This is a genomic window from Bradyrhizobium sp. CCBAU 11357, from assembly GCF_028128865.1.
Lineage (GTDB): Bacteria > Pseudomonadota > Alphaproteobacteria > Rhizobiales > Xanthobacteraceae > Bradyrhizobium.
Genome location: NZ_LBJW01000068.1, coordinates 1 through 12,051 on the forward strand (window position 1 = coordinate 1; position 12,051 = coordinate 12,051).

Annotated in this window: 10 protein-coding genes and 2 pseudogenes; 6 read left to right on the forward strand and 6 right to left on the reverse strand. The window is 57.2% G+C overall.

The genetic code is table 11. From position 1 onward, the window contains the following. Nucleotides 1-286: hypothetical protein (locus XI05_RS09555; protein ID WP_271500874.1), on the forward strand; the 286-nt coding region annotated here is incomplete at its 5' end. A 602-nt stretch (nt 287-888) separates the two neighbouring features. Here the strand turns inward: XI05_RS09555 and XI05_RS09560 are convergent. Continuing rightward, nucleotides 889-1,338, reverse strand: a complete 450-nt coding sequence (locus XI05_RS09560; RefSeq protein WP_271500877.1) for a hypothetical protein — start codon at nt 1,336-1,338, stop codon at nt 889-891. A gap of 111 nt (nt 1,339-1,449) precedes the next feature. On the opposite strand from XI05_RS09560, the gene XI05_RS09565 reads away from it, so the two are divergent. Continuing rightward, nucleotides 1,450-1,686, forward strand: a complete 237-nt coding sequence (locus XI05_RS09565; protein ID WP_271500879.1) for a PC4/YdbC family ssDNA-binding protein — start codon at nt 1,450-1,452, stop codon at nt 1,684-1,686. A gap of 35 nt (nt 1,687-1,721) precedes the next feature. Here the strand turns inward: XI05_RS09565 and XI05_RS09570 are convergent, their stop codons facing one another. Continuing rightward, nucleotides 1,722-2,300 carry a hypothetical protein gene (locus XI05_RS09570; RefSeq protein WP_271500881.1) on the reverse strand — a complete coding sequence of 193 codons (579 nt, stop codon included), beginning with the start codon at nt 2,298-2,300 and terminating at the stop codon, nt 1,722-1,724. Nucleotides 2,301-3,584: 1,284 nt separating this feature from the next. Here XI05_RS09570 and XI05_RS39485 point away from each other — a divergent pair. Then, nucleotides 3,585-4,187 carry a cell division protein FtsZ gene (locus XI05_RS39485; protein ID WP_333939834.1) on the forward strand — a complete coding sequence of 201 codons (603 nt, stop codon included), beginning with the start codon at nt 3,585-3,587 and terminating at the stop codon, nt 4,185-4,187. Between the two features lie 11 nt (nt 4,188-4,198). Next, the gene (locus tag XI05_RS39490; RefSeq protein WP_333939835.1) at nt 4,199-4,534 is read left to right on the forward strand and encodes a hypothetical protein; all 336 of its coding nucleotides are present in this window, start codon (nt 4,199-4,201) and stop codon (nt 4,532-4,534) included. 433 nt (nt 4,535-4,967) lie between these two features. On the opposite strand, the gene XI05_RS09580 is transcribed toward XI05_RS39490, so the two are convergent. Together XI05_RS09580 and XI05_RS09585 are read right to left on the reverse strand one after the other, a co-directional pair. Beyond that, nucleotides 4,968-6,530 (reverse strand): S53 family peptidase, encoded by a 1,563-nt coding sequence (locus XI05_RS09580; RefSeq protein WP_271500883.1) that lies wholly within the window; start codon nt 6,528-6,530, stop codon nt 4,968-4,970. A 5-nt stretch (nt 6,531-6,535) separates the two neighbouring features. After that, nucleotides 6,536-7,777 (reverse strand): hypothetical protein, encoded by a 1,242-nt coding sequence (locus XI05_RS09585; RefSeq protein WP_271500885.1) that lies wholly within the window; start codon nt 7,775-7,777, stop codon nt 6,536-6,538. Nucleotides 7,778-8,904: 1,127 nt separating this feature from the next. Here XI05_RS09585 and XI05_RS09590 point away from each other — a divergent pair. After that, nucleotides 8,905-9,276, forward strand: a pseudogene (locus XI05_RS09590) (IS110 family transposase); the annotation flags it as partial. Between the two features lie 2 nt (nt 9,277-9,278). On the opposite strand, the pseudogene XI05_RS09595 reads toward XI05_RS09590, so the two are convergent. After that, nucleotides 9,279-9,533: pseudogene (locus XI05_RS09595) on the reverse strand (transposase); the annotation flags it as partial. A gap of 718 nt (nt 9,534-10,251) precedes the next feature. On the opposite strand from XI05_RS09595, the gene XI05_RS09600 reads away from it, so the two are divergent. Continuing rightward, the gene (locus XI05_RS09600; RefSeq protein ID WP_271500886.1) at nt 10,252-11,370 is read left to right on the forward strand and encodes a radical SAM protein; all 1,119 of its coding nucleotides are present in this window, start codon (nt 10,252-10,254) and stop codon (nt 11,368-11,370) included. A 324-nt stretch (nt 11,371-11,694) separates the two neighbouring features. On the opposite strand, the gene XI05_RS09605 is transcribed toward XI05_RS09600, so the two are convergent. Next, nucleotides 11,695-12,051, reverse strand: a 357-nt coding sequence (locus XI05_RS09605; protein ID WP_271500888.1) for a transposase, incomplete at its 5' end; no start/stop codon positions are given.

Genomic DNA, 12,051 nt, shown 5'->3' on the forward strand with positions numbered 1-12,051 from the left:
TCAAAGCTCCTTCATTCTAGAAGAAGCCGTCAATCCTGAAAGTGCGAAAGACTCTGTACGTTATCTGCAAGGCGCGGAGAGCGTGCTGTTTGAACCGCAAAAGCGACAAGGTGTGAAGCTGGCCTTGCCGCCGAGAGGTCCGTCCGATCATCGAAGCAACGTCGTATTCGTGATGAGATACGAGCAAGTCCGTCGCCTTAGCGGCAAAGACACGCTGGAGAGCACGGCCGCATTCTCGGCAACATCCGGAAACACAACGTTTGTTTGGTGCACACTCCGCCAATAGCATGCTGAGTCGATTGCGATTGTGCTTCCGAAGTAATCGGCTTCGCTTTAGACGCTCGTGCAGTGCTGCTAACGCAGCGGGTAGATGATCCCACGATGGCTTCCCGTCATCGTACCACCGTTCGTGGGATAGATTGCGAGTAAGCCAGTGGCTTGGTTCCGTCTGTGGATTGACCATTTGCGTGCTCCGTTGGAACACGCGAAAATTATTGCGGGCGGCCGCGTCGCGTAATGGACTATTAAAATCGCCATCTAGGTCAAGACAGTTTCATTCTAGTAGGACGGGATTGGGGCCCGATAACGAACCAGGATGTCGAGCTGGCGTTGATCGAGTGGATTGAAGCGGGCACTCGATAGGTTCCAATCGCTTCGGGAACTTTACGCTAAATCGTCTGCGACTCTGTTGATCGACAGTTGAAATCAATCGCTCTTGAACAAATCTGCTGATTCCAAAGAATTCAATGAGCTTATTGGGTCTTTTCAGTAGCTTATCAGCTCGCTTGTACGCGTTACCCCCGTCGGGGAGCATCTCATACAGTTGCCCCAACCGGCAGATCGCGAGTGACCACAAGAAGGGGCCGGTGCACGCACGCTCTCGCCAAGCTACCTTGAGCGTTGCACTGGACACAGAATCATCTTCATCCCCCATTCGGGGTAGGCGAAGCCGCCGCTTTCCAGAAAAAAGAGCGCCTTGTTTAGGCTCGGCTTCCGCTCGGATGGGCAGCAAAGGAGAAACGAGGCGATGTCAGTTACCGCGACGGATAGCGTGACGAATGAGGTTGGGGTGTCGACAAACGGCCGAGTTAGGGGAGAGTCCAAGAGCGCAAAACTGAGAGTCTCTACCGTGACTAGAGGATTATGCTTTCCTCCAGAGTCGATATAGCAGGCCGCAGCGGAGACGATCTGCGCGTGGCGTAAGACTGCTTGATCAGTCGGATATTGAAGCCAGGTTGCAAACGTCAACAGGGCGATATGCTTTTCGAAAGGGAAAGCTTCTTTCCGGAGACCGGTCAAAAGAGCGATCAGGTCTGTGATGTCGATTTTTGCCGTCATGAGATGCTCTTCGCGACGAAAACCACCAATTATCCGACGAGAATCTACTCTTGTAAATGTTTCCTGACTCCGAGGCGTAGTGCTGCTGGAGCGAAAAGGCAGGAGAAGGCAATGGTTAAGAACGCGAAGTTTGACCGCGATCCCGGGACAGTACTCTACAGCTGGGATACTCAGAAGGCAAAGAGGGTTATCGTCAGCAGGAGCAAAGGTTACGGCAGGCGAATCCATATCCGGGCGTGGATGCTCAACACCAAAGGCGCTTTTTATCAGACACGAGCTGGAATAACACTCAACGTTGCCGAGCTTAAGAAGCTGCGTCGTGGTTTGAAGGAGGCAATCAAGATGTAAGGAGGAAGTTAGGTCGGGAGTTGTGAAACGCAGGTTTATGTGATTTTTTTTGGCTTGGGCTTACTTGCCAGGTCTGCGCATCCAGAAATTCCGCTATGCGCAGACATGAATCTCGCTAATGCCTGTGGTTCGATTTGTTCCTGAACAGCGAATTCAAGAGCTCTTGTCCAGCGGCTCCGCATACGCAGATCGGGTTGGATGCAGGTCGCGTCAATGGTCACCCGCAATGGACAGCTGTCCGCACGCACTGGGGTCGTCAGCATGCTCGGGGCGATTGCGACAACGTGAGACAACAAATTGTTGTCCTCAAAGTATGTGTGGGCGGCAAGAACAGACCGTAGATAGCGGTAATCGGCAAATCTCGTTTCGTTTTTTGCCGCTCTCTCGGCTGCTTTCTGTACTTTTTGGATTCGGCGATAATCTTGCGGGCGGAGTTTCCAATTGATGCTGCCGACGATTTCATGAACACCTTCAAAATTTGTTCTTGAGAGTTTTTGAAATTGGCAGGGAATATCGCCAAATGCGGCTGTCGCTTCGATGGGGTGACGGCCAGCACGGAGAACAGAAGTGCGCTGATCGCGTATGTCTAACGAGATATCCTGAGGCCTAACCAAGATACGCTAAGGCCACGTCATGTTCGGGGAATTTTGAGCCACAACACTTGTGCGAAGGCCTAACGCACCTGTGGGTCGGTGATGCCGTTCCAGATTCATTGAAAGGAGTAGGAAATCGGCTGTTTGTCAGTGACGATTTTGACCCGAATGGCGCGACAGGATCCGATGGCCGTCACCTTGTCTCCGATTTTTAACGTCATCGGGAATTCGCCTCCTCGGGAGCCGAATACGACCCCCGGCTTGGCCGGGCACAAGGCCGACACAGAGACCAAGACCGAGACAAAACCAAAGCACACGCCCATCGATCATTTTGTCCTACCCCGCGCCGCTGTCCTTTTGTCCTTATATCCGCGCAGAATTGTATCTTGAGGATAGTCGCGACGCAGCTACCAGGATTGGTTGGTATCCAACCCAATTCCATTCGCCACCGGCTGCTGGCGATCTGATGCAGGTGCCAGCATTTTTCTGCGGACGGGCCTACGGAGGTCCGTGGCCATTTGGTTAGCTCGTCTTTTGACGCAACACCTCAGCTGGCGCTGGAGAACATGCACAGTGTGTTTGATTCGCTTGCCCGGCAAGTTTCCGCTTCTGTGAAGGATGCGCCGCAACGCATCACCCCGCTTATACGAGGGTTTCTTCTTGAGCGACCGCGGATGATCAGAACCCATATTGATTCCACATGATACACGCCAGTCCCTCGTCAGCTAAAGGAGAGGCGTACGGGGGAATGGAGACTGCTCCCACCCGCGCCGACGGAGATCAATCTGCTTGCGCGTTAAGAATCGTTTAACCATGACGGCCTAGCTTTTCGCGATCTGCGCACATTGCTCGGTACGCTCCCAGGAGGACAGCCGATGCAGTTGAGAGGCTGACCTATGTCGCACCTGCTGACCGCCTGAAAATCTCGCCAGCGGCCGCCCGTTCGATCGCCAAGCAGTCAGTTGCCGCCCTCACTTTCAGACGATGGCAACGCGTTGGTGTGCGTTGATCTCGCCGAAATGCGGCTAAGCCACGGCGAACCGGTGGTCGACAGCAAACAACGCCCTGCGAGCGGAAAGTATCCTGGCGTTGCAGGCAGAGATGGCGCGGCTCGAGGCGACGGCAGCTGGTCATCAGGCAGATCTCGAAGAGCGCCTATACGGTCGCTCAATCGACGGCCGCGGACGAGCCGGTTCCAGACTGGGCCATCTAGCCGCGGACCTGGTCAAAGCAGATCGCCATGCTTGAGGTAGCATTTCGAGTCATCTCATTTCCCAGCTTACCGACGCAATCGTGAGGCCGAAAATGACCAACATCACCGATGTTCGTGGGCTAAAAACGCACATTATCGTGTTCGGGGTCGGCGGCTCCGGGGGCAATGCCGTGAACAACATGATCGCGGCCGGCTTGCAGGGTGTCGATTTTGTCGTCGCCAATACAGACGCGCAGGCGCTCACGAGGTCGAAGGCCAAGAGCCTCATCCAGGTGGGCACCCAGGTGACTAAAGGACTCGGGGCCGGCTCGCAGCCTGACGTCGGGCGCGCCGCGGCCGAAGAGGCAATCGATGCCATCCGTAAACATTTGACCAGCGCACACATGGTGTTCGTTACCGCCGGCATGGGCGGCGGCACCGGCACCGGGGCAGCGCCTGTCATTGCCAAGACCGCGCGTGAGCTTGGCATTCTAACCATTGGTGTTGTCACAAAGCCATTCCAGTTCGAGGGCCAACGCCGAATGCGCCTTGCCGAAGCCGGCATCGCGGATTTGCTGAAGACGGTGGACACCCTGCTGATCATTCCAAACCAAAACTTGTTTCGGGTGACCAACGAGAAGACCACCTTCGCCGAAGCTTTCGCTCTGGCTGACAAATGCTCCATTCGGGTGTGGCCTGCATCAGCGATCTTATAGTCAAAGAGGGCTTGATCAATCTCGATTTCGCCGATGTTCTCTCGATGATGCGCGAAAAGGGCAAGGCGATGATGGGCAGGGGCGAGGCTTCTGGCCCATCGCGTGTGCTCAAAGCCGCCGTAGCCGCGATTTCCAATCCACTGATCGAAGACCCCTCGATCAAGCGAGCCAGTGGCCTCATCATCTCTATCACTGGCGGCAAGGACCTGACACTGTTCGAAGTTGACCAGGCCGCTAGCCGCATTCGCGAAGAGGCCGATCAGGTTGCCAATATTATCGTCGGCGCCACTTTTGATGAGCAGTTGGAAGGTACGGTGCGCGCTCTCGGTGGTGGGGACCGGCATTGATAATCTCAGCCAGGCAGAACCGGTGGAAAGCAGAAATCTCCCTTTCGGAACTCGCCGGCCGGCTGCGCAACGATAGCCCTCGCGCCTTGGACCATATCGAGCATAGCGCACGGCTGGCGGCCCATCTAAGGGGGCGCCATGCCGCCGACCGCCCGCTACCCACGAGGGTATCGGCAACGCCGATCTGGAATATGAGGCAGCGCGGATGATTAGACCGCCCAGCAAAATGGAATGGGACACATCAAGGGTTTGGGCCACGGGACGGGCCTATCTTGATAACGATCATCTGTCTTTCGAGGAAATCGCTTCGCGGGTCATTGAGAGCGCAACCGTCATCAGCAATCGGATCAGGCGCTATGACCGATGCTCCGCCGGGCGAGAAAGACGGGCGACAGATCATCTGGGAAGGTAATGCGCGCCGGCGATCTCGCGCTCATGCAATGCTGGTCAGGGCCGTTACGATGGCACCGCCGTCGGGCGAACCGAGACCGGTGCAGGCGTTCCAGCCGGGACAGGCATTGTAACCAAGGCCCGTTGTATCCTTGTTGTCCCCGGTGACGATCGGACGCAGCAGGTTGGCCAACTGGTACAAACGACCGTTCACAAAGCCGAGCGATTGGCCGCGTCTTGCATTGATCAGCGCAATGAACGCGCCCCAGAGCGGAGCGACCGCGCTTGTTCCGCTTGCGACGAAGTCCACGCCATTGAGGAAGATGCGGTAGCCATTCGGCGGCGCGGCAGCAGCGGCGACGTCCGGTACCCTGCGTCCGCGTCTGCCGTCATTGAGCGAGCCTGGAATCCGGGCCGCGGCTTGAAAAGCGGGCACCTGATATTCCTCGCTGATGCCGCCGCCGGTGCCGTGCACTCCATTATCGTTCCACACCGTCTCATTCACAATGCTGCCGCGAGCGCCGTCGAGCGCGATTCGCGTTCCGCCGCAACCCAGCACGTAGGGAGTCGATGCCGGATAGTTGACGTAGACCCTGCCGTCCTGCATGCGCTCTGAGGCCAGATCGTCACCCGCGGTCGCAAGCACGGTAATCCCGAGCCGGATGGCATCCTGCAGCACCGGGTCGAGGCCGAGCCGGGATTCTGCCGGCCAGAGCGTTTCGGGCTCGCCCCAGGTGATGATGACGACGTTCGGGCGCTCGGGGCCCTGCACCGCCCGGCTGACGCCGGCGACCAGCCCGGGCTCGCTGAGTTCGGTGAAATACACGACAATCCGCGCCTCGGGTGCGACGCCGGCGACCACCTGAATACCAAGGGCCACTTCCGCATCCGCACGAGGATTCGGCCCTGGCCTGTTGCGACCGCTTCCTACATTGACGTCGACGATCTGCGGCGGCGCGATCTGCATGGCTTGACAGGCCTTGACGATGTCGTCGGGCCGATAACCGCCGGCAGGCTCGATAATCGCAATACACTGGCCCTGCCCGCGACCGCCGCGATCGAGACCGTAAAGGCGGGCCATCTCGGAGGGAAGCAGGCCGATGCCGTTCCCGGCGCTGGCATTCTCCCGAAGCCTGCTGAGCCGCGGTTTCCTGGTATCAAGGCCAAGGACGGCATGGACGATCGTCTTGAGCTGCGTCGGTATGCGCGGCTTGTAACACGGGTAGTAGCGCCACACTCCGCCGTCCCGGATCCATGCCAGCCGCGTGCCGAAGGCGCGTTCGGCAGCGGCGGCGCTTGCCCTGAGCCTGACGCGGCGGCCGAGGAAATTGACCGCGATAACGGTCATGCCCCGCCGCTCGGCAAACCGGCGGATACGCTCAACCGAGCGCTTGAGGATGCGCCGCCGCTCAGCCCTCAACTCGCTCTGGGTGACGCGTCGCTTCAGTTCGGACAGGTCGATCGCGCTTCCCGGCCGCCGACGCACCGGCAGACGATGCCGCAAATAGAGCGTCAGGCTCAGCGGCGAGTCGGGCGATAGATAATCGACATCACCGGACGCCGGCCGCTTCGGCGGGCGTTTGCGCCGATTCGCTGCTCGCTCCACGACTATCAGGGACCGATCGCGTGGCGCGGGATCGACCAGATGAAGTCGGTCTGCAGCGCGAGCAGCGACTGGTTCGGCTGGCCTTGACTGTTCCAGAACCACTCCGGCCGCGGAGCACCGTTCGGGCTGCAGAGGCTCTGTCCAGCCGGGCAAAGCGGCGGTTCAACAAAGCCGGCACCGTAGAGATTCTTGCCGGCGACGTTGGCTGATGCTCGCGCATGGCAAGTAAGACATGAGGACGTGTCCGCGAAGCCGGCCTCCGTCACCGAGTTGCCGAGCAACGTCTTGAGCCCCGTCGCAGTCACGAAATCGGTCTGGCTGCCCTTCAGGCAGTAGTTCTCCCACAGCGCAGGCAGTCCGTTGTCCGCAAAGAGTTTCTTGAGCGCGGGCGTCTTGACGCAAGGGTCGTACTTCCCGCCGGGCGAAGTGTGCGGCGCGACATCCTGAACCACGGCGCCAAATTTGTCGTGGCAGCCGATGAAGTCGCAGCGTCCAAGATTGTCCTTGTGCTCGAATGTGGCCCAGGTCCAATTCGGGATCTGCTTGGATATGATGTGCATCGAGACGAGCGCGTAGCGCTTGTTATCTGAGGCCGTGTTTACGTGATACTCGGCCGGAATTCGATTGCCGACGGGAACCCAGTTGGCCTTCACCTCTATCGATTCGATTGGAAACGAGATCGGCTGCCCGCTGGCAAAGGCCACTCGCAATCCAGCTTTCGTTTGCAGTTTGTTACAAGCGATAAAATCAAAAGTTGCCCGGTTGCGACGGGTTTCCTCGCTTGGCTCGTCCTCCGTAGCGCCGGGGACGACGTGCGGCTGCAGTCCCGGCTGTCGCCGAGCCAGCGCGACCAGCGCCGGCACGTTCAGAATTTTCGGACTTGCGACCGGCGTCACAGGGGGTTGCTGCGGCAGTGCTGCGGTCAGCGTCGCGACCTGCGCCGGCGCGCAGTTGGGTGGCGCGGAGGAGCCCGGGAATTTCGGATTTGGCTGGAACGTGTCCTCGTTCGAGGCCCAGGTCTCGAACACCACATTGTTGTTCACGCCCGGCACCGACTTGTTGACCATCGCGAACAATTCCCACGACACCTTATCTGGATTGTTCAGTGCGGGATCGGGATCAGGAGCCTGGGCGCGCGCAGCGACCAGGAGCGAACATGTAACAAGAAACACTGATGCGATCCGCTTCATCGCTGCCTCCTTATCGGGGTCGAAGCTGTCGGCAGCGGCTCCAGCCGTGCTGTTCAAGACATGGTTTCCCCTGGCATCCACGGAAAACAAAAATGGCTCATGCGACAAGACTTTCAAGTCGTCACCGGTGGGCAAACACGATTATTGGTGGGCCCTACTATTGGTGGGCCCTACGCTTGCGTTGGATAGTATCGCCCAGAAAGACCTGCGCGGCACCTACGAGAACTGGTTGGCATCCATTCGCTCTTTGCCACGGCTGGCAAAGCTATCACCGCTACTCGGACGGCACCTATCGGCGGCTACCTTCACTCGTCTCTAGCCTCGATCAATTCAAGCCGGTTACAAAGACTCATGAACAAGCACTTGCTGCAGAGCAAACTGCTCAGATACCGAGGTGGTATAAGATGGAGGCATATGCCTAAACTGAACGGTGTGCAGGAGAGTCTTGATTTCAAAATCGAACACATGGCCACGAAAGATGATCTCTTGGGCGTTGAAACTAGACTCAGCGCAGTTGAAAACGGGATCTCTGGCCTCCGCGAACAAGTGACCGGAATCCAACGCGAATTTCGTCACGATCTCGACATTCTCAAAATCAAGGTGCCGGTCATGCTACTACATACGGCCAGCAAGTGGCGCCCGAACGGCTCGAGGAATTCAGGGCAGCCTATGAGAAAGTGTACCGCGAGGAGATCACGCTGCTTGAGGCAACTGAAATGACCCACCGTCTTCTGACGCTATATCAGCTGTTTGGACAGCCTTCCCGTACCAACGAAGGGGGCCAGTCTCGCAATCGCATCCTCGTCCCGATTCAGAATCGCCGTGATGCATTCCATCGTATGCCGGCCTTCATCGGTTTTAGAGTATCGCCAGATCGTTTTTGCCAATCTGATCTGCGGCCGGCAAACTAGACCATTTTTGGCTAGAGTTTTCGCTGCCGAACCTCGGCTGGGAGGAGCGACGGTCGCGTCGCTAGCCGTTACGAGAAAACTGCCAGAGCGTACCTCTCTATGCTAAGCATCGCCGCTGCGATGCTCTAGATTAGAAGCGTCAACACGACCAGTAGCGCAGCTGGTAACATTATATACTGCCTTGTCCGTCGTCAGATGATTTGAGACTGATCAGGCGTTCTGAGAAGAGAGGCTCTGGCTCATCAGGGTTAGAGTTTAAGCAGCCTGCAGTTGATGGCGCCGAGCAACAAGGTCTCCGGCGGCAAAAGGCTCTCGTCCCGAACGCGCCGATCCGGCGGCCGGGCGGCGGCACTTCTGCGCCTTGCTGCCGTCACGGTCGGACGCACCGATACTGCGCTCGGCGCCTTTTACAGGCGACTTTCATCGCGCATCGGTAAGGCCAAGGCAGTGACCGCCACGGCCCGCAAGATCGCAGTTCTGTTCTACAATGCTGTGCGATACGGAATGGACTATGTCGATCCCGGGGCCTCGTCCTACGAGACGCGCTACCGGACGCGAGTGGTCAACAATTTGCATCGGCGTGCCAAGGCATTCGGCTTCGTTCTCCAGTCCTTTGAGCCGAACGTCGGCGATGCCGTTTCTTAGGAATCGTTCTCCAGCGTCAGTTCGCCGATCTTGGCGTGCAAGACTTCACGTCGACGGCTGCTCGCTCCGCTCCGGAGCCGCCGCCGGGACCGAACGCATCGGCGGCCTTGCTTTCAAGCTGAGCCTTCCACGCCGTGATTGGGGTGGACGTCGAACTGCTCGGCAAGCTGAGCCAGCGTTCGATCGCCCTTCACGGCGGCGAGCGCCACCTTCGCCTTGAAGGCCGGTGTGTGGTTCCGGCGTGTTCTTCTGCTCATTGTCGCTCCTGATCCGCAGGCACAGCGTGCCCGCTGTCAGGCGGAAATTCCACCTATCGCCCTGTGCAGAATTCCGGGGCCGGCTCTCGATCGTATGACGATCACGCCCGTTGCCCACGTCACAAGGCCATTCCCGCACCGCGGCCTGACCTGCTTCAACAGCGATCGGGACATCACCGCGGATCGACCCTCCGTATTGTGCGTATTCAGTCGTGCCGGTCGAAGACGGTTATGTCCGGAACTAGACACGAGGCGTGGATATCCTATCGATACGGCCTAAACACATGGCCTTTGCCTCCTCAGCATAGAACGCACGCAGAAACATTTTCCGTGGCACATCGATTGCTTGGAGATGATTAAGGTTCGGTCATGGGACTCCGACACCACCGCGGAAGACAATCGAAGTGTAGGGAGAGCTCATAAACGGGGCGCCCTTCATGGAACCTAGAATAAATTGACCTGCGTTCATAAGAAACCAGAGATGCACAAGTTGGTCCACGTTATTGATGCAACGGGGCTTCGATTTGAGCCGCTTTATTGGGTGGTCCTCGAGTTTTCCGGACCCGTACAGCGCATCTCGTGAGGGTCGTGCTTATGAAGAACGAACCCAAGACGTGAGGCGCCGAACGGTATCAGACTAGTCTAGCACTATAAATGATGCATCTAGCGAGAGCGCTGAGCCAATCATCCAATTCCTTCTAATAGGTGGAGTGTGACCATGGGCGCCCGGGAAAAAAGAGCCGCAAAATTCGACTTTGCTCTCGAGAATCGGCATGAAGTGCGTATCGAGGAAGTCTTCAGGCTTGGCGCACTAAGAGATGGAATTCAGCTTCTCACGACCGGAGTGCGACTTCCAATTTTTGGGCAGGTCATACCGAGGCTCGAAATCGAAATACTCGGTCCTGAGTTTGTAAAAAGGATCACGGTGCGTATCAACCAGAACTCACCGTTTATGTTTGATGGAAAGGTCCTCACTGCATCAATAAACGACGAGATTGAACAAGTCCCCTGTCGACAATGTGTCGACCCAGAACGCTCGCCGACGGGCATGTATAACTTCGGCATGATGCGCGTGAATGGTGCCCGAAGCTTCGTGTTTGATTACCATGTTTACTGTTGCTACTCGTGCGATTTCTGTTTCAAGGAAAATGAATGGGAAGTGCTGGCGGTGCAGGGGGGAGGAGGCTCTACGAATTACAAGGCCAATTTCCAAGAGTGTCTAAACTATGCCGACAAACATGGTCACACGTTTGATGATAAATATGATGTCGTTTGGTTGGTTACTGGAAGCATCAAAGATGAGAAGACCGAATTGGATCGGCACGCTACAATCTCTCGTCACCTAAGGGAGGCCGGCTACACAAAGGGCATTTACGTATCTCAGGTGGTCCCGCCAAGCGTCCGGAATAACCGGGATAGGCGAATAGAGTATCTTTCAATTCTGAAAGATGCTGGCGTTTCGCGATTTAATACCGGGATCGAAATCGTCGATCCCGGATTGCGAAAAAAATATATCCGCAGCTTCAAGGGTGAATACAGGTTTGAAGAATACATGACGATTCTTGCTGACGCGGTTCACGTGTTTGGTCGATTCGGGGTCGGAAGCTGTCTTCTAGCTGGAATTGAGGCTGCAGATAATACGATTAATGGATTGGAAGCATTGGCGAAGATTGGTGCGGTACCTGCCCCGACGGTGTTCACACCGTTCGTTGTGAAGCAAATGGACGTTCCGTTCTGTTACGATCTCGAAGAGCTAATAGATGCTCATGTTCGCTTCAACGATATAATCGCCCGCTATGAGCTGCCGGTCTTCTCCGGCGTATTCAGCCTCGCGTGACCCATCTGCAGCAACGTCCGCGTGCAGCGCGGTCTGATTGACCTGCCTCGGAGTTGGACGCTTTGAGTTTCAACATAGCCCCGCGAGATGCAGGCGATTTTTGAAGAAGATCAGCACGTAGTCGCATGCTGCCATCTGTCCGGCCTCTGATGGTGCAGCGATGAAGCTGCGGGCCCGTATGGGAGTCGCAGACCGGAACCAAATCATAAAAGCGTGCTCTAGGCAAGATGAGTACGCCTGGTTCTTCCGGCCTCGTCTCGCCGACTGTTGCGCCATACTCTCCTTCGACCGACTACACCTCCGACGACCTCAGGTCCGCCAGGATCACGCCTTGGCTGCGACCGGAGCCCTGTAATTCTCCTGCTTGATAAGTAGCGCCCAGACGATCCGCGCCATCTTGTTGGCGAGTGCGACCGTTACCAGCTTGCGTGGTTTGCGAGTCAGCATCTGTTCGAGCCACGAACCCTTTGGCGCACCGCGTTTGCTCGCCTGTTGCACGACCGCGCTGCTGCCAACGATGAGAAGGCGCCTGAGCGTGCGTTCGCCCATTTTGGATGCTGCACCGAGCTTCTGCTTGCCGCCTGTAGATCTTTGAAGAGGCGTTAGACCGAGCCATGCTGCGAAGTCACGACCCTTGGCGAAGGTCTCGGCCGGCGGCGCCAGAGCAGCGATCGCGGTGGC

What these genes read in the sequence shown, in the direction of transcription:
- XI05_RS09560 (WP_271500877.1), bottom strand. Translation starts at nt 1,338, where the DNA reads ATGACGGCAAAAATCGACATCACAGACCTGATCGCTCTTTTGACCGGT.
- XI05_RS09565 (WP_271500879.1), top strand. Translation starts at nt 1,450, where the DNA reads ATGGTTAAGAACGCGAAGTTTGACCGCGATCCCGGGACAGTACTCTAC.
- XI05_RS39485 (WP_333939834.1), top strand. Translation starts at nt 3,585, where the DNA reads ATGACCAACATCACCGATGTTCGTGGGCTAAAAACGCACATTATCGTG.
- XI05_RS09600 (WP_271500886.1), top strand. Translation starts at nt 10,252, where the DNA reads ATGGGCGCCCGGGAAAAAAGAGCCGCAAAATTCGACTTTGCTCTCGAG.